21 protein-coding genes are annotated in these 23,411 nt (G+C 47.5%); 14 read left to right on the forward strand and 7 right to left on the reverse strand.

Annotated features, from left to right (window positions below):
- The first annotated feature begins 161 nt into the window (after nt 1-161).
- Both ACVLR6_RS02770 and ACVLR6_RS02775 read left to right on the forward strand, forming a co-directional pair.
- Nucleotides 162-779 carry a glutathione S-transferase N-terminal domain-containing protein gene (locus ACVLR6_RS02770; protein ID WP_160243525.1) on the forward strand — a complete coding sequence of 206 codons (618 nt, stop codon included), beginning with the start codon at nt 162-164 and terminating at the stop codon, nt 777-779.
- A gap of 89 nt (nt 780-868) precedes the next feature.
- Nucleotides 869-1,291, forward strand: coding sequence for a YqaA family protein (locus ACVLR6_RS02775; RefSeq protein WP_160243524.1), 423 nt, complete (start codon nt 869-871; stop codon nt 1,289-1,291).
- Nucleotide 1,292: 1 nt separating this feature from the next.
- Here the strand turns inward: ACVLR6_RS02775 and ACVLR6_RS02780 are convergent, their stop codons facing one another.
- On the reverse strand, nt 1,293-2,021 hold the full coding sequence (locus ACVLR6_RS02780; protein WP_160243523.1) for an energy transducer TonB: 729 nt from the start codon (nt 2,019-2,021) through the stop codon (nt 1,293-1,295).
- Nucleotides 2,022-2,316: 295 nt separating this feature from the next.
- On the opposite strand from ACVLR6_RS02780, the gene rpmI reads away from it, so the two are divergent.
- The 3 genes from rpmI to ACVLR6_RS02795 all read left to right on the forward strand — a co-directional run bounded on the left by rpmI (nt 2,317) and on the right by ACVLR6_RS02795 (nt 3,500).
- A complete protein-coding gene (rpmI, locus tag ACVLR6_RS02785; RefSeq protein WP_001096359.1) occupies nt 2,317-2,511 on the forward strand; it encodes a 50S ribosomal protein L35 in 195 nt (64 codons plus the stop codon).
- 12 nt (nt 2,512-2,523) lie between these two features.
- Complete coding sequence (gene rplT, locus ACVLR6_RS02790) at nt 2,524-2,883, forward strand: 50S ribosomal protein L20 (RefSeq protein WP_005182440.1); 360 nt, start codon at nt 2,524-2,526, stop codon at nt 2,881-2,883.
- 86 nt (nt 2,884-2,969) lie between these two features.
- On the forward strand, nt 2,970-3,500 hold the full coding sequence (locus ACVLR6_RS02795) for an AAA family ATPase (protein WP_160243522.1): 531 nt from the start codon (nt 2,970-2,972) through the stop codon (nt 3,498-3,500).
- Here the strand turns inward: ACVLR6_RS02795 and ACVLR6_RS02800 are convergent.
- Nucleotides 3,497-4,525 carry a hypothetical protein gene (locus ACVLR6_RS02800; protein WP_160243521.1) on the reverse strand — a complete coding sequence of 343 codons (1,029 nt, stop codon included), beginning with the start codon at nt 4,523-4,525 and terminating at the stop codon, nt 3,497-3,499. The genes ACVLR6_RS02795 and ACVLR6_RS02800 overlap by 4 nt on opposite strands.
- A 158-nt stretch (nt 4,526-4,683) precedes the next feature.
- Between ACVLR6_RS02800 and pheS the strand changes: the two genes are divergently transcribed.
- The 3 genes from pheS (at nt 4,684) to ACVLR6_RS02815 (ending at nt 8,472) form a co-directional block, all read left to right on the forward strand.
- Complete coding sequence (gene pheS, locus ACVLR6_RS02805) at nt 4,684-5,664, forward strand: phenylalanine--tRNA ligase subunit alpha (protein ID WP_016659518.1); 981 nt, start codon at nt 4,684-4,686, stop codon at nt 5,662-5,664.
- A 133-nt stretch (nt 5,665-5,797) separates the two neighbouring features.
- Nucleotides 5,798-8,179 (forward strand): phenylalanine--tRNA ligase subunit beta, encoded by a 2,382-nt coding sequence (gene pheT / locus ACVLR6_RS02810; protein ID WP_455995798.1) that lies wholly within the window; start codon nt 5,798-5,800, stop codon nt 8,177-8,179.
- Complete coding sequence (locus tag ACVLR6_RS02815; RefSeq protein WP_004649746.1) at nt 8,176-8,472, forward strand: integration host factor subunit alpha; 297 nt, start codon at nt 8,176-8,178, stop codon at nt 8,470-8,472. Before pheT ends, ACVLR6_RS02815 begins: the two co-directional genes overlap by 4 nt.
- A 151-nt stretch (nt 8,473-8,623) precedes the next feature.
- Here the strand turns inward: ACVLR6_RS02815 and ACVLR6_RS02820 are convergent, their stop codons facing one another.
- The 3 genes from ACVLR6_RS02820 to trxA form a co-directional block, all read right to left on the reverse strand.
- Nucleotides 8,624-8,932, reverse strand: a complete 309-nt coding sequence (locus tag ACVLR6_RS02820) for a hypothetical protein (RefSeq protein WP_160243519.1) — start codon at nt 8,930-8,932, stop codon at nt 8,624-8,626.
- 412 nt (nt 8,933-9,344) lie between these two features.
- Complete coding sequence (gene rho, locus ACVLR6_RS02825; protein WP_005182456.1) at nt 9,345-10,613, reverse strand: transcription termination factor Rho; 1,269 nt, start codon at nt 10,611-10,613, stop codon at nt 9,345-9,347.
- A gap of 327 nt (nt 10,614-10,940) precedes the next feature.
- Nucleotides 10,941-11,267: a thioredoxin gene (gene trxA / locus ACVLR6_RS02830; RefSeq protein WP_016659515.1), complete on the reverse strand. Its 327-nt coding sequence runs from the start codon at nt 11,265-11,267 to the stop codon at nt 10,941-10,943.
- Nucleotides 11,268-11,532: 265 nt separating this feature from the next.
- Here trxA and ppx point away from each other — a divergent pair, with 265 nt between their 5' ends.
- Genes ppx through ACVLR6_RS02855 form a run of 5 tightly spaced genes read left to right on the forward strand, consistent with a single transcriptional unit; the run spans nt 11,533 to nt 16,655 of the window.
- Entirely contained in the window at nt 11,533-13,053 is a 1,521-nt protein-coding gene (ppx, locus tag ACVLR6_RS02835) for an exopolyphosphatase (protein WP_005182484.1), read from the forward strand.
- A gap of 33 nt (nt 13,054-13,086) precedes the next feature.
- Nucleotides 13,087-13,911, forward strand: coding sequence for an acetyl-CoA carboxylase carboxyltransferase subunit alpha (locus tag ACVLR6_RS02840; protein WP_045795976.1), 825 nt, complete (start codon nt 13,087-13,089; stop codon nt 13,909-13,911).
- Nucleotides 13,848-15,197 carry a tRNA lysidine(34) synthetase TilS gene (gene tilS, locus ACVLR6_RS02845; protein ID WP_160243518.1) on the forward strand — a complete coding sequence of 450 codons (1,350 nt, stop codon included), beginning with the start codon at nt 13,848-13,850 and terminating at the stop codon, nt 15,195-15,197. The genes ACVLR6_RS02840 and tilS overlap by 64 nt, the downstream gene beginning before the upstream one ends.
- Before the next feature lie 30 nt (nt 15,198-15,227).
- On the forward strand, nt 15,228-16,058 hold the full coding sequence (proC, locus tag ACVLR6_RS02850; RefSeq protein ID WP_005182498.1) for a pyrroline-5-carboxylate reductase: 831 nt from the start codon (nt 15,228-15,230) through the stop codon (nt 16,056-16,058).
- Nucleotides 16,059-16,085: 27 nt separating this feature from the next.
- Complete coding sequence (locus tag ACVLR6_RS02855) at nt 16,086-16,655, forward strand: YggT family protein (protein WP_005182501.1); 570 nt, start codon at nt 16,086-16,088, stop codon at nt 16,653-16,655.
- 139 nt (nt 16,656-16,794) lie between these two features.
- On the opposite strand, the gene polA is transcribed toward ACVLR6_RS02855, so the two are convergent.
- Entirely contained in the window at nt 16,795-19,557 is a 2,763-nt protein-coding gene (polA, locus tag ACVLR6_RS02860) for a DNA polymerase I (protein ID WP_160243517.1), read from the reverse strand.
- 162 nt (nt 19,558-19,719) lie between these two features.
- Here polA and ACVLR6_RS02865 point away from each other — a divergent pair, with 162 nt between their 5' ends.
- Nucleotides 19,720-22,440, forward strand: a complete 2,721-nt coding sequence (locus ACVLR6_RS02865; protein WP_160243516.1) for a DUF2339 domain-containing protein — start codon at nt 19,720-19,722, stop codon at nt 22,438-22,440.
- 42 nt (nt 22,441-22,482) lie between these two features.
- Here ACVLR6_RS02865 and ACVLR6_RS02870 read toward each other — a convergent pair whose 3' ends face one another.
- Nucleotides 22,483-23,406 (reverse strand): mechanosensitive ion channel family protein, encoded by a 924-nt coding sequence (locus ACVLR6_RS02870; RefSeq protein ID WP_016659510.1) that lies wholly within the window; start codon nt 23,404-23,406, stop codon nt 22,483-22,485.
- Between the last annotated feature and the right edge of the window lie 5 nt (nt 23,407-23,411).

Raw genomic sequence — 23,411 nt, forward strand, 5'->3', positions numbered from 1 at the left:
GCATATTTTGCATGATAAAAGCCCGGTGACTTTCGAACAGCTGCGGGTCATCTCTGGTGTTTAATTTTTGTGTGACAACAGTTGCCCTGCACAGGCTTATCTCGTATCTTTAACGGCAGAGCAATAACACATGACAACGACAAGAGCGCAAGGATATACACATGATTGATCTTTATTATTGGGGCACGCCCAATGGTCATAAAATTACGATTGCCTTAGAAGAAATGGCGCTGCCATACCAGATTTTCCCGATTAACATCCTTGAAAACGACCAGTTCCAGCCAGATTTTCTGCGCATTTCTCCCAACAATAAAATTCCAGCTATCGTCGATCAGAATGGACCGAATGGCCAGCCGATTTCGATTTTTGAATCGGGGGCAATCTTGCAATATCTGGGCCGTAAAACCGGTATGTTCTATCCGGTAGATGAGCTCGAGCGGGTAGAGGTGGAGCAGTGGCTGATGTGGCAAATGGGTGGCTTAGGCCCGATGCTGGGGCAGAACCATCACTTTAGCCGCTTTGCACCCGAGCGTATAGCCTATGCCACCGAGCGTTATGTCAATGAAAGCAAACGTCTGTATGGCGTGTTAAACAAGCAGCTGATCGGGCAGAAATATGTAGCCGGTGAATATTCAATTGCCGATATGGCGATTTTACCGTGGTTGTTACGCCATGAATGGCAGCAGATTCCGCTAGAAGATTATCCGCATGTGCAGGATTATATTGAGCGTTTAACCGCCCGTCCGGCAGTACAACGCGCCCTGGCGATTCAGGTTTAAATAATCATCATAAAATCACCTAAAGCATCTTCGGGTGCTTTTTTTGTGATTTCAGTTAAGATGGGCAGAACCTGTTAACTGCATCTGTTATGGCTTATCTGCTGTTATTTCTGTCGGCCTTTGGGGCGGCTACCTTATTGCCGTTGCAATCTGAAGCGGTATTACTGGGCCTGCTCATTCAAGAGCAACATTCGGTGATGGCTTTAATAGCCATCGCCAGTCTGGGCAATATTCTGGGCAGCTGTGTGAACTGGTGGTTAGGACTCAAGATCGAGCGGTATAAAGACAAGCGCTGGTTTCCGGTGTCTGAACCCAAGCTGCAGCAGGCACAGCAGATTTATCGGAAATATGGCTTCTGGTCCTTACTGCTGAGCTGGGTGCCGGTGATTGGTGATCCAATCACCCTAATTGCCGGTTTAATGAAAGAAAACTTCGCCCGATTTCTGCTGATGGTGAGTGTAGCCAAAATCGGGCGTTATCTGTTTATTTATCTGGCTTATGCCATGTTCTAGTTTAGCCCTCACATTCTGCTGGCTGAAAACGGACTTCATCTTTCAGGCTGGATTTTTTATAGATCCAGAATTTGCGTGGTACATCGACCTGTGCACCTTGCAGCGCCTGAATCAGTTTCTGGTCCAGCGCATAACGGCCGGAGCCTTGCTGAATTTTAACCTTGTGGATGTTGCCGTATTTATCGGCTTTCATTTTGAACTGAATCCGGCGGGCATGACCATTTAACTCATCTTCGGTGACGTTCAGTTGAGGCTGGCTGCGATATTGAAACGCGCTTTTTGCGCCGGCTTGCTGCGCTTGCCAGACAGTCGAGTCAAAGCTGTAGTGGCAGTCCTGAGCAGTATCTTTTAAATCCAGATGAAAGACCTGATAACCAATCACTGGAACCGGGGTATCATCGACCAGATGTGGTTTGATTTTGGCTTGTTTCACTGCCTGGCTAATCAGCTGATCTAAAGATTTTAGCCCGGTACTTTCCTGTACCGTGACTTTGTTGATTTGCCCCGATTCATCGGCATGAATCCGTAAAATGGCCGCGCGGTTTTGCTGCTTTAAATCGGCATTGCTATAACGCAGCTGCGGAAACTCGGTCCATTGAATACGCGTGGTCAGATGGGCAGCCAACGCCGAGGTTTTTTGTACTTGCAGTTGTTCGGCAGGGGCAGCAATGGCAAGCGTGGCACTAAGCGGCAGTGCCAGACACAGACTCAGGCAAATGGTTTTTTTCATGAGGATTAGCTTGTTGTTGGGCAAAAGAAGGAACGCTGCGCAGTATTTCCTGAATCGGGCTTCAGTACAAGTCTTCCGCTATAAAAATAAGAGGTTCCATCTGTATGTTTTGGCTGTTCAATAAAAAGGAGAGATCCTGCTAATCTCAAAGACCTCATCTGCCGATAGAAGGCGAGCAACTTTTGCAATATCTGCTTTTGTTTTAGGCAAAGATGCTTTAGAATACGTGCTCCCTTACCTGCAGGTCGTTTGTAATGGTGCAAATGAGCCGAACAGGTACTTAAAAGAGGTTGTTATGGCTAAGTTAAAAACTCGCCGTGGTGCAGCTAAACGTTTCAAAGCGACTGCTAACGGTTTCAAGCGTAAACAAGCGTTCAAACGCCACATTTTGACCAAAAAATCTGCTAAACGTATCCGTCAATTGCGCGGCTGTGTAATGGTTCACGTGAGTGACGTTGCTTCAGTTCGTCGTATGTGCCCATACATCTAAGGAGATTTATAAATGGCTCGTGTAAAACGTGGTGTACAGGCTCATCGCCGTCATAAAAAAATTCTTGCTCGTGCTAAAGGTTACTATGGTGCTCGTTCACGCGTATATCGCGTAGCGTTCCAAGCGGTAATCAAAGCAGGTCAATACGCTTACCGTGACCGTCGTCAGAAGAAACGTCAATTCCGTGCTCTATGGATTGCGCGTATCAATGCTGGTGCTCGTCAAAACGGCTTGTCTTATAGCCGTATGATTGCTGGTTTGAAGAAAGCTCAAGTGATCATCGACCGTCGCGTACTTGCTGACATCGCTATGCATGACGCAGTTGCATTTGCTGCTTTAGCTGAAAAAGCGAAAGGTGCATTGGCTGCCTAAGTCCTCGTGACTTAAAAGAAGACCGCTTTATGCGGTCTTTTTTATTGCGCAGAATCAGGATCTGGATGATGAAACAGGGAAATTGTATGCAGCGAATTAATGTGGTTGGTACTTCGGCTACAGGCAAGTCGACCTTTGCCCGGGCGCTGGCAGAAAAGCTGGGACTGGCCTATATCGAGCTGGATAATCTGTTCTGGTTAGATGACTGGCAGCAAAGTGCTGATACAGATTTTTTTGCCAAAATTCAGGCCGCCATTGAGCAGGCACCCAATGGCTATGTGATTGATGGTAACTATACCCGCACCATTCCCATTAAATGGGCACAGGTCGATACCATTATCTGGCTGGATTTACCGTTTCATACCAATTTACTGCGTTCTGTACAACGCGCCGTGCAGCGCGCGGTTTCACAGCAAACCTTCTGGCCTAATTCCAATAATCGGGAAACGATCAGACAGCTGTTTAGCCGCGATTCGATTGTCTGGTGGATGATTAAAACCCATCAGAAAAATCGCCGGCATTATCTGCAGCTGATACAATCTCCCGAATATGCCCATCTGCACTGGATTCGGCTGACTTCAGCGACTGAAGTTGAACGGTTTCTGAATCGCGTTTAAAGTCCGAAATAATAGGCCAATAAACAAATTACCACAGTAATAAGAATCAGCTTGATGACTCCAGTCGCACCAACTTTATGATGAGACGGGGCTTTGGCTGAATGCGCTGCTTGCGCATGGGTAGCCTTGTTGTCAGATGCGAACGGTTCCAGCGGATTCGGCTGTGCGACAGGCGTCAGCTGGGCGCTTTGGTAATGGTTGGCCACCTTGACAATAAATTTGGCGCTTAAATCATCCAGCTTCTGGGCAAAATGGCGCAGGTCAAGCTGCTCTTCCGGACTCAGCACTTCATTATCTGCATTATAGGGATGCTGGATTTTCTGTTGAATATCATCTTTTAGCGCTTCTAAACGGTACAGCATGCGATGTGCATAATCGGCCTGATAGTGAGTCGGTAATAAAGACAGCTGATGCGGATCAGGTGTATCTGCCGTAAGCGGAATGCCGTAATAGGGTAAATTCTGCTGTTCAGGTGGCTGAAAGTCGGCCGCCAGTGTATGGGAAAACAGCTCCTGCTCGGTAAACAGATGAATTTCATCCCAGTGAGCGGGTTCTAGATCGGCCTCTACCTTTTTGGCCAGCTTACTATTGAGTTCATAACGCCAGAACGTTTCCTGGCGCAGTTCAATCCGCTGTGCCGGTGGAAATTCATAATCATTGTCGGCGTTATACCATTCCGGCAATTCCTTGCCACAAATCCAGGCAAATTTTTTATGTGCTTCATGGCTGACAATAAGATGCGGGTAGGGCAGCAGCTCGACATTGGCGTTGGGATTTTTTTCATCGACCAGCAGACTGGCATTGTGCAGACTCAGTCGGGTTGTACCCTGGCGTTTTAAGCCTTCCAGCCAGATTTCAAAATGCTGGGCCAGCAGATGCTGGGAATTTAAATCACGAAACCAGAACATGTGCTGATTAAAAATGGGATGCGCACGCCAGCGACTGAAACTCAAATCCTGGCTCAGATATTCATTGCCATAGGTGACCAGGGTCAGTTGCTGTTTCCAAATTTGATCGAGCGCCATAGTGTTTGATCTCATTGATATTTTGATTATCTTATACTTTTTCCAAATTGCGATGCCAATCTAATTTTCCTGCAATGCAACTTCATTCTACTGTCCAAAAACTGTTAGAATGTGGGGTTTTTTAATTATATTCAAAATTTGTTGCTTTGAGAGTTACTATGTCACTGGAAGCCCTGACCACTGAAGCGCTCGCTGCCATTGCAGCAGCAGACGACCTTGCTACACTCGATCAAGTACGGGTGCAATTTACGGGGAAGAAAAGCCAGCTCGCGGAACAATCTAAGTCACTTGGTAAAATGGATCCTGAACAGCGTAAAGCGTTTGGTGCGCAAATCCATGCGGTGCGTGAAGCCATTAATACTGCATTAACCGAGCGTCAGGCAGCATTACAGCAAGCGGCATTAGAACAAAAACTTGCCAGCGAAACGGTGGATATTACTTTACCAGGCCGTGGTCAGACCATTGGCTCCATTCACCCGGTAACTCAGGTGCAAGAGCGTATTTGCCAGTTCTTTACCAAAGCTGGCTTTACTGTGGCTACTGGCCCAGAAGTTGAAGATGATTATCACAACTTTGAAGCGCTGAATATTCCAGGCCATCACCCGGCCCGTGCCATGCACGACACGTTCTATTTTGATGCGACTCATTTGCTGCGTACCCATACCTCTGGTGTACAGATTCGGACTATGGAAACCCAGCAGCCGCCAATCCGTATTGTCTGCCCGGGCCGTGTTTATCGCTGTGACTCCGACCAGACGCATTCACCAATGTTCCACCAAATTGAAGGTTTGTACGTGGCGGAAAACACCAGCTTTGCTGAACTGAAAGGTTTACTGGTGAACTTGCTGAACGAATTCTTTGAAAAAGATTTGAAAGTCCGTTTCCGTCCGTCGTATTTCCCGTTCACCGAGCCAAGTGCTGAAGTGGATATTATGGATGAGCGCGGTAAATGGTTAGAAGTGCTGGGCTGCGGTATGGTGCATCCAAATGTATTACGCGCGGCAGGTATTGATCCGGACAAATATAAAGGCTTTGCCTTTGGTCTGGGCGTAGAGCGTTTTGCAATGTTACGTTATGGCATTAACGACCTGCGTATGTTCTATCAGAATGATGTGCGTTTCTTACGCCAGTTTGCTTAAAACAAATTTATACCTCTTCCTGACCTCTCCTAAAAGGAGAGGGGTTGTCCATCGGTGACATAGGGTTCTCCCCCTTTTTTAAAGGGGGAGTTAGAGGGGGATTTTAGAGATTTGAATTACAGGTTTTATATTAATGAAAATTAGCGAAAATTGGCTACGCACGTGGGTCAACCCAGCCATCGACAGCGAAAAACTCTCCGATCAACTGACCATGCTGGGTCTGGAAGTTGATGATTTATCTCCAGCTGCAAAACCATTTACAGGTGTTGTGGTTGGTGAAGTGCTGACGGTTGAACAACATCCAGATGCAGACCGTTTACGTGTAACGACGGTGAACATTGGTTCCGGTGAGCCTTTACAAATTGTCTGCGGTGCGCCAAACGTACGAGCAGGTATGAAAGCACCTGTGGCAACCATTGGTGCGGTATTACCAGGCGATTTTAAAATCAAGAAAGGCAAGCTGCGTGGTGTGGAATCACAAGGCATGCTCTGCGGTGCATCTGAAATTGACTTAGAAGACAAAATCGACGGTCTGTTAGAGCTACCTGCGGATGGACCTGTGGGTGTGAACGTTCGTGAATATCTGGACCTGGATGACAACGTGATTGACATCAGCATCACCCCAAACCGTGGTGACTGTTTCAGCATTCGTGGGATCGCACGTGAAATTGGGGTGATTAACCAACTGCCTGTGACTGCGCCTGACATTCAAGAAGTGGCTGCAAGCATTGCTGATGAAAAGAAAGTGGTTGTATCGACTGAAGGCTGTCCACGTTATTTAGGTCGTGTGATCAAGAACGTGAACACCAAAGCCGCGACGCCTGAATGGATGGAGCGCGCATTGGCACGTTCGGGTATCCGTCAGCACAGCATTCTGGTTGATATTACCAACTATGTCTTGATGGAACTGGGTCAACCACTCCATGCCTTTGATGCTGCAAAAGTGCAAGGTGCTGTGCAGGTGCGTCAGGCGACTGCGGGCGAAAAACTTGTTCTATTGAATGAACAAGAAGTAGAACTGCAAGACGATGTCATGGTGATTGCTGATGATGAAAAAGCACTGGCGATTGCGGGCATCATGGGTGGTCTGTCTTCATCGGTTACCGATGAAACCACTGAAATCTTCCTGGAATCTGCTTTCTTTGCACCGCTGCATATTGCCGGTCGTGCGCGCCGTTTTGGCCTGCATACCGATGCCTCTCAGCGTTATGAGCGTGGTGTGGATTTTGAACTGCCATTGATCGCCATGCACCGTGCCTCTCAGTTAATTTCTGAGCTTGCAGGTGGTGAGTTTGGCCCAATTACGGTGGCGGAAAATGTAGCAGTATTGCCAACACGTGACGCGATTGAACTGAAACAGGCACAGGTCGATCAGCTGCTGGGTTATAGCGTAGATTCAGACTTTATTACCGATGCTTTAACACGCTTGGGTTGTGAAGTGACGGTAAAAGCGCAAGGTCAATGGTCTGTGGTACCGCCATCGCATCGTTATGACATGGCCATTTACCAGGACCTGATTGAAGAAGTCGCGCGTATTCACGGTTATGACAATATTCAAATCAGCCTGCCGGTGATTGACACCAAACTGGCGAAGTATCAGGATCAGTTTGAAGTGGCACAGCTGCGTCAAACCCTAGTGACTTTGGGCTATCAGGAAGCAATCAGCTTTAGCTTTGCTGACCTGAAACTGGAAAAACAGCTAAATGCAGCGGTCAACCCACTGGCATTGGCGAACCCGATTTCAAGCGATCTGGCGGTGATGCGTTCAACCTTGCTGTCGAGCCTGATTCCTTGCGTACAGTACAATATTAACCGTCAGCAAAGCCGTGTGCGTTTCTTTGAACTGGGTTTACGTTTTGATTATCAGAATGCAGCTTCAATTCATGACCTGAAACAGATTCCAACCCTGGCAATGATTGCTGTGGGCGCTAAAACAGCAGAATCATGGCATGGCAAGCCACAAGCTATGGACTTCTTTGACCTGAAAGGTGAAGTTGAAGAGTTGCTGGCGGCAGGTCGTGTACAGGTCGAATACGTACGTTCAGAGCGTAGCTGGTTGCATCCAGGCCAATCTGCAGAGATTCTGGTCAATGGCCAGTCAATTGGTTATTTAGGTCGTCTGCATCCATCTCTGGAAAATGAACTGGATTTGGGCACCACTTGGGTGGCGGAACTGGATCAGCAGGCTGTTTTGCAAACTTATGTATCTAATTTTACAGAATTATCACGTTTTCCGTCGGTAAGACGTGATATTGCGCTTTTAATTAGTGATAAGATTAATGTTAGCGAAATTCAGCAACTTATCGAACAAACGGGCGGCGAGCTTCTGCATTCAACCTGGTTATTCGATGTGTACACTGGTCAAGGTGTTGAAGCGGGTAAACGCTCATTGGCATTTGCACTGTTATGGCAACATCCGACACGTACGCTTGAAGATGCTGAAATTAAATCAGGTATGGACAATATCCTAAAAGTGTTAGAAAACACTTATCAAGCGACATTGAGGGCTTCATGACAGCATTAACAAAAGCAGAAATGGCTGATCATTTAAGTGAGCTCACGAGTTTAAACCGTCGTGAAGCGAAACAAATGGTCGAGTTATTCTTCGATGAGATTAGCCAGGCGCTAATCTCTGGGGAGCAGGTGAAACTTTCAGGTTTTGGTAACTTCGAGTTGCGTGATAAACGTCAACGTCCAGGCCGAAATCCGAAGACGGGTGAAGAAATTCCGATTTCTGCACGCCGGGTGGTAACCTTCCGTGCCGGACAGAAGTTCCGCCAACGTGTTGGAAATGAGCAGATCGATTGATCTGCTTTTTTATGCCGCTAAAAAAGTAAGGGCTGAGGTTCTAACGGCAGGTATTACCGTGTTCCTTGTATGTGATGATGAGATGTTGTAAGAAATATTCAGACAATAAAAAAGAGAGCCAAAAGGCTCTCTTTTTGTCAATAATCTAAGATTATTGAGCTTCAGTAGCAGCAGCGTCAACAGCAGCGTCAGCAGCGTCAGTAGCAGCATCAGCAGCGTCAGTAGCAGCAGCAGCAGCAGTGTCAGCAGCATCAGCAGCAGCGTCTACAGCAGCATCAGCGCCAGAAGCAGCTTCAACAGCAGCAGCGTCAGCAGCAGCTTCAGCTTCAGAAGCAGCTACAACAGCTTCAGATGCAGCTTGGTTAGCGTCAGCAGCAGCTTCTTCAGTTTTTTTAGCACAACCAACGAAAGCTAAAGTAGTAGCAACTGCAGCAGCAATAGCGATTTTTTTGAATAACATGGCATCACTCTCTAAAAAATTGAGATTAAAAAAAACCGACGTTAGCCTGTTATATGCTTTTATTATTCCTAATTTTGTTAGGCACTAACAACGCAGGAGCAGTCTAACTGGTCTGCGAATATGCTATCACTGAGTTTTTTTAATTACTACTAGCTTGCTCTAAAAAAAGCCGAAAAAAGCCCTAAAATGCGTTGTTTTTTAACAGAAAATAACAATCAAGAGTTCAGTTTATATTGGCGAAAGGCGATTTAAATCATTAAAAACTATAGGGTTTTTTTGAAATACTTATTTATAATCATTTACTTAAAAATAAGTTTACACAGAAAACGTCCAATTGTATCTTTATGTAAAGATGGTCAACCGAAATAAAAAAGCCATCGTTATACGATGGCCTTTTTAAAAAGTTTTGATCTTAGTTGCTGGCTTTACGCTTCATATGATCAAAGAACTCGTCATTGGTTTTGGTTTCTTTCATACGATCCAGCAGGAATTCCATGGCTGCCAGTTCATCTTGGGTATGCAGCAGCTTACGCAGAATCCAGACCTTACGCAGGTTGTCTTCAGACATCAGGCGCTCTTCACGACGGGTACCTGATTTCTTGATGTTCATGGCAGGGAACACGCGTTTTTCGGCAATACGACGATCAAGCGTAATTTCCTGGTTACCGGTACCTTTGAATTCTTCGTAAATCACTTCATCCATCTTGCTGCCGGTTTCAATTAACGCGGTTGAGATGATGGTCAGTGAGCCGCCTTCTTCAATATTACGTGCGGCACCAAAGAAACGCTTTGGACGTTCCAGTGCGTGAGCATCGACACCACCAGTCAGGACTTTACCTGAAGATGGCACCACGGTGTTATAGGCACGCGCTAAACGGGTAATCGAGTCAAGCAGAATCACCACATCTTTTTTGTGTTCTACCAGACGCTTGGCTTTTTCAATTACCATTTCAGCCACTTGTACGTGACGGGCTGGAGATTCATCAAAGGTTGAGGCAACCACTTCACCACGCACGGTACGTTCCATTTCGGTCACTTCTTCCGGACGTTCGTCAATCAGCAGAACAATCAGGAATACTTCCGGGTTATTACGTACAATCGACTGGGCGATGTTTTGTAATAACATGGTTTTACCAGCTTTTGGCGGCGCTACAATAATTGAACGCTGGCCTTTACCAATTGGCGCAACCAAGTCAACCACACGCGCGGTTAAATCTTCAGTGGTACCGTTACCAAGTTCCATGACCAGTTGTTCGGTTGGGAACAGCGGGGTCAGGTTTTCAAACAGGATTTTATTGCGCGAGTTTTCTGGCGTGTCGTAGTTAATCTGGTTAACTTTTAACAGGGCAAAATAACGTTCGCCTTCTTTTGGTGGGCGAATGGTGCCGGTAATGGTGTCACCGGTACGCAGGTTAAAACGACGAATTTGCGAAGGGCTGACATAGATATCGTCAGGACCGGCTAAATAAGAGCCTGCTGCAGAGCGTAAGAAGCCAAAACCATCTGACAGAATTTCGAGCACGCCATCACCAAAAATCTCTTCGCCATTCATTGCATGACGTTTTAAGATGGCAAAAATAATGTCTTGCTTACGGTTACGAGCCATTCCTTCAAGGCCCATAAACTCGGCAATCTTGATGAGTTCGCCAATCGGTTTTTTCTTGAGTTCGGTTAAATTCATAGGTGATCAGATAGAATCAAAAATTCTGGGGTACAGGTTGGAAGGGAAGCAACATTTGACCGCATGCAGGCAATAAAACGAACGCAATTGTATTTGCACAATAACAATTCAGAGGACTGATTAATTGTTTCAGAGAAAAATGTGAAAAAACAATTTCTGTTGCCGAGCGGCATTTTTGTGTTGTGTCTTTTAAGAAACGGGCGGGACGGGAAGTCCTTTATTTCTTGAGCAAGCAATATAAGAGAGAAACGCCGATTTGTCAATTTATAGACGAAAAAAATACGCTATGAAACATAGCGTATTTTAATTTTTCTAAACAGACAGGATTTAGATGTTTTCATCAATAAATGCAGTCAGTTTCGATTTTGGTGCAGCACCAATCTGCTGGGCAACCACTTCACCATTTTTGAACATCAACAGTGCAGGGATGTTACGGATGTTGTAGTTCACGGCAGTTTGTTCGCAAGCGGTCACGTCAACTTTCACAATTTTAACTTTGCCTTCATATTCAGTCGCCAAAACTTCAAGTACTGGCGCAATTGCCTTACAAGGCGCACACCAGCCCGCCCAGAAGTCAACCAATACAGGTGTTTCAGATTGAAGAACGTCTGCTTCGAAGTTTGCATCCGTTGTGTTTACGATGTTGCCAGACATGGAATGTGCTCCAAATGAATTTTTGTATAGATAGCTATATTTATTAGTATTACATAGCCATCTAGAACAATGTAGAGGAATATGTAAATTTTCGATCTTTCCTGTGAATTTGTCTAATTGATGCTCACGATGCTGATGATCGTGTCACACAATTGTCACATCTGCCGAAAATTTAAATACTCATCGAAATGTGCGCACAAATGGCTTTTAAATTGCATGTATGTGAATTACTCTAGGCACAATTCTGTATAGGTTTGTTTGAAGAATGTCTGATTTTTTAATTGATGAAGAGTTACTTGCAGCCATCGATATGGGGTCGAACAGCTTCCACCTGGCCATTGCCCGTGTGGATCATGGTGAAGTAAAAAAAGTGGCATCAATGTCAGAAAAAGTACAGCTTGCCGCTGGTTTAGATGAGAATAAAAATTTAACCGAAGCCGCACAGCAGCGCGGTTTAGCCTGTTTGGCACGCTTTGTCGGACGTTTAAGCGCTGTACAGCCGAACCGTTTACGTATTGTTGCCACCAACGCCTTGCGTCAGGCCAAAAACGGACATGAATTTATTCAAAAAGCCGCAGAAATCTTGCCAAAACCCATTGAAATTATTGCCGGTCGTGAAGAAGCCCGCTTAATTTATCTGGGCGTGTCGCACACCATGGAAAACAGTGGTCGCCGCCTGGTGATTGATATTGGCGGTGGTTCAACCGAGCTGATTATTGGTGAAGAATTCGAACCTATTCATACCGAATCTTTACAGATGGGCTGTGTGGCCTATACCAAAGCCTTTTTCGCCGAAGGTGAAATTAACCATAAAAGTTTTGACAAAGCCGTGTTTGCCGCACGCAAAGAATTATCCACCATTGCCAATACCTATAAAAATGCCGGCTGGGATACCGTAGTAGGCTCAAGTGGCACCATTAAAGCCTGCCGCCAGATTACCGTGAATATGGGCTGGAGCAATGCGCAGGAAAATCTGACCCGTGAGGGCCTGGAAAAACTCAAAGATAAACTGCTTAAATACAAGCATGTCTCTGAAATGGACTTTGACGGTTTAAAAGAAGATCGACGAGCAGTTTTGCCAGCCGGGATTGCGATTTTATATGCAGTTTTTGATATTTTAGATATTGATAAACTGGTTTATTCCGATGGTGCCTTACGTGAAGGCGTAATGTATGACCTGCTGGGCCGTTTCCAGCATGAAGATATCCGAGACCGCAGTGTGCAGGCGCTGATGGGCCGTTATAACGCCGATCCGAAACAGGCAGAACGTGTGGTCAAAACCGCGCAGCACCTGTTTGAAGGCGTAGCCGCGGAGCTGAAATTGACCAGCGATGACAGTGATTTACTGCGCCGCGCGGCCTATTTACATGAAATTGGTCTGGCGATCAGTCATGGTGGCTATCATCGTCATGGTGCTTATTTATTACAACATTCGGATATTCCAGGCTTTTCACAAATTGATCAAAACCATCTGTCGCATCTGGTTGCGCATCATCGCCGCAAGCTGCGTCAGGACGATAAAATTGATGTCAACAAGGTCGGTGGCCATAAATTAATGCATTTATGTCTGCTGCTACGCCTAGCAGTTTTAGTCAATCATAGTCGTAGCGATCAGATGCTTCCTGCCATTGAATTGAGTGTTCAGAATGCGCAACAATGGCAGCTCAGCGTTTCGGGTGATGCTAAACAATGGCCATTGCTTGTCGCTGAATTGCACGATGAACAAGTGCAGTTCAAGAATTGGGACATTGAATTAAAAATTCATTCGGAACAATTTGTCGATTAACGTTTTGGTTAATTTAGGGATAACAGTCGACTTATGAAAAATAAAGCTGCTCAATCAAAAGCATGGACAACGGTCCAAATTGCACGTCATCCAGAGCGTCCGCAATTCCTGGACTATGTAGGCGAAATTTTCACTGAATTTGATGCGTTGCACGGCGACCGTTTATTTGGTGATGATGGTGCAATGGTGGGTGGCTTGGCACGCTTCGATGGTCAGCCGGTCATGGTCGTGGGCCAGCATCGTGGTCGCAGTACCCGCGAGAAATTGCAGCACAATTTCGGCATGAGTAACCCGGAAGGTTACCGTAAGGCACAGCGTTTGCTAGATATGGCAGAACGTTTCAAGCTGCCGGTCTTTACCTTTATTGACACCATGGGTGCTTATCCGGGTGTGGGTGCAGAAGAACGTGGTCAGGCGGAAGCGATTGCTACCAGTCTTGCTCAATTATCGAACCTGAAAGTGCCGGTTGTGGCAACAGTTTTAGGTGAAGGCGGTTCAGGCGGTGCCTTGGGTATTGGTGTTGCGGATCGTGTGGTGATGTTATCTCACAGTATTTATTCAGTAATTTCTCCAGAAGGCTGTGCATCTATTTTGTGGAAAACTGCAGAAAAAGCAGAACAGGCAAGTGAAGCATTAGCACTGACTGCTGAAAAATTACAGCAGATGGGCATTGTTGAATATGTGGTTGATGAAGGTGAGGGTGCTCACTTGCAACCAGAAAAAGTCATGCAAGATTTAAAAGCCGTGTTAAAACAGGCTCTAGAAGAATTGCAACCGATGGATGCACAAGAACGATGCGAAGCACGTTACCAGCGTTTGATGAAGTTTGGCAGCGACAATTTAGGACTGGCGTCTTAACCCAGATTCAGTCTTTTCCAGAAGATACGCATTTTCTCATCGGATGTAGTGGCGGCATGGATTCCATGCTGCTGCTGCATCTGATGGCGTTTTTATGCCCGGAAAAAGTCCGGGCCATTTATATTGATCATCAATTACAGTCTTCCAGCCAGGCCTGGGGCGAATTTGTCCAGCAGCATTGTCAGGCCTTCAATATTCCGTGCATGATTCAAGCCGTACAGGTCGCCGAAGGCAATCTGGAACAGCAGGCACGCGCCGCACGTTATCAGGCATTTCAGCAGCATATTCAAACCAACGAGATATTGGTACTGGCCCATCATCAGCAGGATCAGGCAGAAACGGTGTTATTGCGTCTGTTTTCCGGTGCTGGAATTCCTGGCCTGGCGGCTATGAAAACTTTCGACTCTCGTCCTGAACTGTCAATCTGGCGACCGTTGCTATCTTTATCGCGTGAGCAGATTCAGACCTGGTGCCAGCAGCTTTCGATTCCACATATTCAAGATCCGACCAATCAGGATATTCACTACGACCGGGCCTGGTGTCGGGAACAGTTATGGCCGCTGTTAAACGCGCGCTTTCCCAAAATGCAGCAAAGCATTTGCCGCAGCAGCCAGCTGATGCAGGATGCCGAGCAGATTTTGGCCGAAGTATTGCTGCAGGATTTGGCCAGCTGTGGCGATGCCGAGCATCTAGATTTACACCGTATTCAGCAATTGTCCGAGGCGCGGCAACGCCAGTTATTGTCATTCTGGATGAAAGGGGACAACCAGTACCGGCCAAGTTTTGACATGGTGCAGCGCATTCAGCAGGAAGTGATTCAGGCTCGGGCCGATGCGCAAGCGGCTTTGCATTGCAACGGCTTTTATTATGTCCGCTATCAAAATGTCATTTACCGTTTGGCCCAGCTGGAATATTTGGCCAGTCAACAGGCCATCCCTGCGCGGGAACAGGTGTGCTGGCAGTTGGGGCAAACCCTAGATTTACCTGCCGGACAGTTTCAGTTGAATGCACCGCATCAGGTTGGTTTGTCTTTTGCATTACTCCAACAAGAATTGACTTTAAGTACGCGAGTGGGCGGAGAAAAAATCCATCTTCATGGACGGGTCGGGGCCTGGCCATTAAAAAAGGCGATACAGCAGGCACAAATTTTTCCCTGGAAGCGTCATACAATTCAAATATTAAGCAGAGATAATGTTATGCTAGGGGTTTTCACGCCAAAAGGGTTTTGGCTGGCAGATTCTGCCTATTGCGAACCGGATGGCTGGCAACCGACTTTAATCTCTTAACTATAAAGAACTCAACCAAGAGTGTGAATCATGAGTGCAGTGTTAAATTGTAATATTAGTTTTATTGGTGGCGGAAATATGGCACAGGCCTTAATTGGTGGCCTGATTGCACGTGGCATGCCTTCAACGCGTATTACAGTTGCTGATCCGGTCGAAAAAATCCGTTTGTTGCTTGAAGAAAAAGATGTACATGTGACCGAAGACAACCAGGCTGCCATTCGTGACGCCGATATTGTGGTGTTCGCAGTCAAACCGCAGGTGCTGGCCAGCGTGCTGCAACCGCTAAAAGGGCAGTTTGAAGGCAAACTGGTGATTTCGATTGTTGCCGGTGCAGAAATTGCCACCATTTCGGCATTGCTCGATACCGACCGTGTGGTGCGGGTGATGCCAAATACCCCGGCACTGGTACAAACTGGTGCGCATGGTTTATATGCGCATGATGCGGTCGATAGCAAAGACCGTGAATTGGCAAGTCAGGTTTTGGCTGCCACGGGTTTAACAATTTGGGTAAACTCTGAAGCGCAAATTGATGCAGTCACGGCAGTATCCGGTTCTGGCCCGGCTTACTTTTTCTATATGATGGAAAGTATGATTCGTGCCGGCAAAAACTTGGGCCTGGATGAAAAAGTGGCAACGGCTTTAACCTTGCAAACTGCGTTGGGTGCGGCACAAATGGCAATTACCAGTTCCAATACCCCGGCAGAGCTGCGTAAAAACGTGACCTCTCCAAACGGGACCACGCAGGCAGCGTTGGAAGTGTTTGACCGTGCGCAAGTGTCGCAGAATATTCAGGCGGCGTTGGCGGCTGCCAAAACACGCAGTCAGGAACTGGCTGCCGAGCTGAGTGACAGCATTAAATAAAGTATTTAATTTTAGGAACGTTCAAGTATGGGTGCAAATTCTGCGCTAATTTTTGGCATCATCATTAACGTAGCGATTTTGCTCGTCTTCTTCCGTTTTCTCATGCAGCTGGCTGCGGTGAGTCCTTATAATCCGGTGGTGTTGTCTACGATCAAGGCCACGAAAATTGTAGATGTATTTAGCCGTATTTTCCCGACCGTGGCAAAAGGCCGGGTGAATCTGGCGGCATTAGCGCTGCTGGTGGTGCTTTATCTGCTGAAAAATTACGGCATGATGTATTTAAACGGGGCGATGCCTAATGGCCCGGTACATCTGCTGATTCTCACCTTTGTGACCATGATTCAGGACCTGCTACGTTTCTGTCGTTACCTGATTTTTGCCACCATTATTTTAAGCTGGGTAGTGATGTTTACCCAGTCACGCGGGCCTTATATTGAAGTGATTCAGGAGCTGGCAGAACCTTTACTGGCGCCGTTTCGCCGGATCATGCCGAATATGGGCATGATTGACCTGTCTCCAATTCTGGCATTTCTGGCGTTATATATTGCTGAAATTCTGATGAACCAGGTGGCGATTGTTTTGCTGACCGGCTTCTAATAAATTCAGCTCAAGAAAAAAAGGACTCAATTGAGTCCTTTTTTATGGCTCAAGTTTTGAGGTGAAGACCTTGATATTTCGCCCAAGAGGCAAATGACCTTCAGCCCAGCCTTCCTCCGAGGAGGAAGGTGGAAAGACTTTAGTGTGCTTCATCCCAGTTCTGGCCTTTACCCACTTCGACCACCAGCGGAACAGACAGTTCAATCACCGACTGCATCACTTCGGCCAGTTTGGGTGCCAGTTCATCGGCGACATTGGCATCGACTTCAAACACCAGTTCATCGTGTACCTGCAGTAGCATTTTGGCCTGATCGCGTGGCAACATTTTGTCTACCTCCACCATGGCCATTTTAATAATATCTGCCGCCGAGCCTTGTAGCGGCGCATTAATTGCGGCACGTTCTGCTGCTTTACGCACCATCATGTTACGGGCATCAATATCCGGGGTATATAAACGGCGGCCGGTCAGGGTTTCAACAAAGCCTTGTTCCAGAGCCACCTGACGGGTGCGCTGCATATATTCATAAATGCCCGGATAACGCTGGAAGTATTGCTTGATATAGTTCTGCGATTCTTCCCGGGTAAAGCCCAATTGACGGATCAGACCAAATTCGGACATACCATATAACAGGCCGAAGTTAACCGCTTTGGCCTGGCGACGCTGATCCGGCGTGACATCTTCCAGGGCAATATTCAACACTTCTGCAGCGGTACGGCGGTGTACATCCTGACCATGATTGAAGGCATCAACCAGCGCGTCATCTTGCGAGAAATGCGCCATTAAACGCAGTTCAATTTGCGAATAGTCGGCAGCCAGTAACACGCGGCCTTCTGGTGCAATAAAGGCTTTACGAATTTGACGGCCAATATCCATACGCACTGGAATATTTTGCAGGTTCGGATCGGTCGAAGACAGACGGCCTGTTGCGGTCAGTGCCTGATGATAACTGGTATGCACGCGATGGCTGCTGCTGTTGGCCTGCTTTTGTAAGCCATCGGTATAGGTACTTTTCAGTTTAGACAGACCGCGATATTCCACAATCAGGCTGGCAATCGGGTGCTCAATCTTTTCTAAAATACTTTCACTGGTGCTGTATTGGCCGGTGGCAGTTTTCTTGCCGCCTTTGATGCCCAGCTTTTCAAACAGGATTTCGCCAACCTGTTTGGGCGAGCTGACATTAAACGGCTGGCCGGCCAGTTCAATAATCTGCTGTTCCAGTTGCAGCATGGTATTGGAGAATTCTACGCCCAGCTGATCCAGGAAATTCAGATTCAGCTTGATGCCGTTTTCTTCCATCTGGGTTAGCACGCGTGCTACCGGCATTTCAATATGATGCAGCAGATTGCTTAGTTCCGGATGACGCTGCAGCTTTTCATTCAGCACTTCATACAGGCGATACGTCACATGTGCATCTTCGGCGGCATAATGCGCGGCTGTTTCAATCTCGATCTGGTTAAAGGTTTTCTGTTTGGCGCCTTTACCGGCAATCTGTTCATAGGTGGTGGTCAGGTGACTTAAATACAGACGCGCCACATCATCCATCCCATGACGGGTGGCGACAGAATTTAAGACATACGAGGCCAGCATGGTGTCAAAGTACCAGCCCTGTAAATGAATACCGTGGTTTTCCAGCACATGTGCATCATATTTTAAATGATGGCCAATTTTTTCAACCGCTGGATTTTCCAGAATCGGTTTGATCTGCGCCAGCACCGCTTCACGGTTTAACTGTTCCGGTGCGCCGGCATAGTCATGCGCCAAAGGCACATAGAAGGCTTCCGTAGCATCAAAAGCCACCGAGAAGCCGACAATCTGGGCAATCCGATAATCTAGGCTGGTGGTTTCGGTATCAAAGGCAAAACGTGTGGCGGTGCTTAAACGCTGGAAGAGTACATCCCAGTCTGCCGGGCTTAACACTGTATGATAGGTGGCTTCACCTAGCTGATCTTCACTGCTGCTGAGCTGAGCTTGATCTTCGGTGGCGACTTCTGCGGCCGCTGGGGTTTGGCTAATGGCCTGGCTGACCTGTTTATAGCTGTTGCTGTTCGGGTTGTTCGGATGATCGAGCGACTGTAGCTGGTTCCGGAACTCCAGTTCGGTATACAGGCGGCGCAATTCTTCGGTATTTGGATCGCACAGTTTCAGGTCTGCAAAGGTCAGGCCCATGTCCAGATCACAGACAATACTGGCCAGTTGATGATCAATGGCAATACCATCGACATTGTCTTTAATATTCTGGCCAACGCGACCTTTAATTTTGTCGACATTTTCTAGAATTCCGCCTAAAGAGCCGTATTCAGTCAGCAGTTTGGCGGCAGTTTTAGCACCCACGCCCGGAACACCCATAATCCCGTCCGAGGCATCGCCCATCAGGGTCAGATAATCAACAATCTGATTCGGCCAGACGCCAAATTTCTCAAAGACACCCTGCACATCCATTGGTTTCTCTTTGAAGCTGTCTTCCAGCGTAACTTTGTCGGTCACCAGCTGAGCCATGTCTTTGTCGCCGGTGGAAATTAACACCTGATGACCTTCGGCTTCGGCGCGTTTGGCCAGCGTGCCAATAATATCGTCGGCTTCGGCACCCGGCAGCATATAAAGAGGAATCCCCAGTGCGCGAATTAAGGCGTGTAAATAAGGAATCTGCTGTGACAGTTCATCTGGCATACTTGGACGGTCACCTTTATAAATGGGTGACAGTTCGTGACGGAAGGTTGGTTCCGGGGTATCAAAAATCACCGCCATATGGGTGGGCTGGGTACGGCGCATCAGTTTCTGGATTGCGGAAATTGCCCCACGGATGGCGTTGGTATGTATACCGGTTGACGTGGTTAAAGGGGGTAAGGCGTGAAACGCACGAAATAAAAAATAAGACCCATCGACCAAGACAAATGGTGGCATTGAAAGTTTCCTAATCCAAAAAACCTGTTTATTGTACGTGATTTTACACACGCACGCTGAGTGATGATTGTATATGCAGGTTACCGAATATCTGATGAATATAAAATAAGCACTGTGCAAGTTGTTGTATGATCAGCACAATTAATAAAGGAATAGAACAAGATGCTGAGAGGGCAGAGCGAAATCCGCATGATCTGGTTGATGAGCCTGATGATTGTCGCCATCAGCGCGTGGTTTTTATCATTTCCACTGCTGACCTATGTCTGTGGTTTTGCACTGCTGATGAGTGTCATGCACTATGTCGATGCTATTCAACAACCAGCCCAGGCGCTAGGCGAACAGCGGTTGATTGCATTTCGTGCCACCTCCAAAGTGCCGCTGTATCTCTCCTCGATTATTGCCGTGGTCGGTGGGCTGCTGGATTGGGGCTGGATGATTGCCGCTGGCGCTGCGGCCTGGATTTTCTTTTTTCTGCGCTGGCTTCGGCGTCTGGAACAGTATTTGGGTCAGATTCAACAGGCCCAGCATTTTTTGCCGCAGCCGGCTTCTTCGGTACAGCCGGACATACCGCCTTTACCGTTTAGTGCAACAGCTGAAGCTGCGCCAGCGCCTGCTCCCAATTTAGTCCAGCAAATCAAACACTGGATTTTTGAGGGTAATCCGGTGCTGAAAACCGCGATTTCTATTTTGGTGATCGGCATTATTCTGCTACTGCGTTTTGCCACGGAACATTGGCAGTTGAGTCTGGCCACCAAACTGGCCATGGTCGCACTGAGCAGTGCTGCCGTGACCGGACTGGGTTATCGCTTGCAGCAGCGCAATCGCAGTTTTGCCTTGGGGCTGGAAGGGCTCGGGCTGGCGGCCTTGTGTCTGACCTTATTCTTTGCTTATTACAATGCAATAATTCCAAACTTGCTGATAGCCAGCGGCTGTTTTCTGCTGCTAATGGGCCTGACGTTATGGCTGAGTTTAAGACAGCAGTCGGTTGAACTGGCGTTAATGGCCATGGGGATGGCCTATCTGGCGCCGTTTACCTTACCGGTGCGTGATGCAACTGCACCGGAATTTATTGGCTATTATCTGGTGATTAATATTGCGGTGGCCGTGCTCAGCAGCCTGCGACCGTGGAAGTTTCTGAATCAGATTGCTTTTTTAATGACCGTGCTGGTCGGTGGCAGCTATGCCTTTGTGCATGGCAGCGATGCTGACCGCGACCTGATGACTGGGTTGATTCTGGCACATGCCGCTATCTTTATCTGGCTGGGTTTCCGTTTTAGCCAGTTATTGGCACAGCAGGATTTAGACAAGTTTAAGCTTAAACCGGCGCTGGATATTGGGCTGATTTTTGCTGCACCGTTGCTGGCCTATAGCAGTTTATATGTGCTGCATTTCCAGGACACAGCCTGGCAGGCGGGCCTCAGTCTGCTGTTTGCACTGCTGTTCGCTGTGTTGTACCGATTCTCCAGAAACCATCAAACGGTACAGCTAATTGCGCACAGCTATTTAAGCCTGACCTTAATTTTTCTGGCCCTAATTCCGCCGATTTTATTGCCGGCTGAAAAAAGTGTCATGGGCTGGGCCATTGAAGGCCTGCTGATTTTCCTGTTGGGGCTGGTGCGGCAGTCCAAAATCAGTCTGTATCTGGCCATGGGCCTGCTGGTCGTGGCGGGGCTGTCGAGCCTGTATTATCTGGTGGAGCTGATTGTATTTCCACGCGCCATGTTCTGGGTATTGTGCCTGAGCTATGTGGGCGTGGTATTGCTGTCCAATAGCCGGCTGCAATTTCAGCAACAACTTAGTAGCAGTATGATTGGCTTTCAATGTCTGCTGATGTTGCTGGCGACCACCATGTTGCTGGTGCTGCTCCAGGATGAATGGTCCGGCGAGCTGAGTGCGGTGCTGAGCTTGTTGACTCTAGGTCTGGCCTATTGGGTTGTGAATGAAATCCTGTTACGCCGTCAGGCCGGGGTGGCCTGGTTATTTAGCAAATGGTCGGGCCTGGTTCCCTTGCTGCTGTTTGCGGCAGGAATTGTCATGCTGCGGATGCAGCAGGGTAGTATTGTCTGGGCATCTTTCAATGAGCGGCTGTTGTTTGCCGGAGCTGGCATCATCCTCAGTCTGCTCTGGTTAAGGCCGCTTTTAGGTGTACGAACCGAAAAAGAATGGGTCAGTGCCGGTACTTTACTCAGTCTGCTACTGACCAGTCTGACTTTATTACCGCAGCAACCGTATATCAGTATGGTGATTTTACCGCTGCTGTTTTGCGGCTGGTGTTACTGGCAGGCACAGCCCGACTGGCAGATGTTCTGGCAGGCCCGAAGCAGTTTGCTGTTGATGCTGGCCTGGATGATCTGTTCGCAGCTGTTAAGCCAGCAGGCGTTTCATGGCTATCTGCTGCCCATCTTAAATCCTTTTGATCTGGTCAGCATCGCCATGCTGGTCGGCTTTTTATGGATGCTGTCGTTACAGGTTAAGGCCGGGCTGGACCGCAGTATGGCCGCAGTGTTGATGGTGCTGAGTTTATTGTGGCTGAGTAGCTATATTGTGCTGCGTGGCTTGCATGTCTATGTGGGTACACCGCTGAATGAACTGGCGCTGTGGCGTAATGGCACGGTACAACTGAGTTTGACTTTACTTTGGGTCAGCCTAGCATTTGTTACCATGAGCTGGGCCAGTCGCAAACAGCTGCGTTCGGTCTGGGTCCTGGGCGGCAGTATTCTGGTGGTTGTCAGCTTAAAGCTGGTGCTGTTTGATCTGTCGCATATTGGCACTTTAACCCGGGTGATTTCCTTTTTAGCCGCCGGTGCGGTGATGCTGATCATTGCCTATATTGCGCCAATGCCCGATCCAGAACAGCCAGTTGAACGGTCACCCTCTGAATAGAAAAAAGCCTTCTCTTGGTGGAGAAGGCTAATATTAAAAAGTTTATTTTAAATCCGGTTCACGTTTCAGGGCTTTTTCATTGGCATATTGATCAATCTCTGCATTTTCCAGCGGTCGGGACAGCGGATGATCGACAAAGCCCATTTTCGGTACCGGAATTTCAATCTGGTTATCGACAAAGCCATTACGAATCCGTTCCTGCATTTCATCACGCACTCGCAGGAAATTTTCCTGCTGGCACCAGATCGCAAATAACAGTTCAATTGAGGATTCTCGGAAGGCAGTTACTGTCACCGCAGGTTTCGGATCGGCCAGCACCAGCGGATATTTATTGGCCACATCCAGCAGCACTTCACGTACCTTGATAATATCTTCATGGAAATTAATGGCCAGAGTAATTGGAATCCGCCGGATCGGGAATTTGGACAGGTTGTGTACTGGCGCCCGAATCAGCTGTTCGTTCGGTAAACGCACATACACGTTGTCCTGGGTGAGCAGTTTCACCGAGAGCAGGTCAATCGAAATCACTTCACCTTCTACGGTATGACCACGAATGAGGGTAATCTGGATGGTGTCACCCACTTCAAAGGAACCTTCACCAATCAGGAACAGACCGCTGATCAGGTTGGAAGCCGAGGTTTGTGAGGCGAAACCCAATGCCACGGTTAAGATACCGGCTGCACCCAGGAAGACACTAAGTTTAAAGCCGGCTTCTTTCAGGCTGGCCATCACAAAAATCAGAAAAATAAAATAGAAAATCCCGCGACGCCAGACCAGACTCTGATGCGCATTAAAGCGTTTACCAATGGTGCGGATAAAGGCATTAGAGACAAAACGCGCCACCAGAAAGCCTAAGAAGCACAGCACCAGCGCCACCAGAATTTCAGTCAGGCGCTCGGTGTTGATATTGGTGAAAATCCCTTTCAGGCTATTGGTAATTTCTTTAGGGATATTGGAATCGGCCATGTCTA

This window comes from Acinetobacter sp. T63, assembly GCF_053852345.1.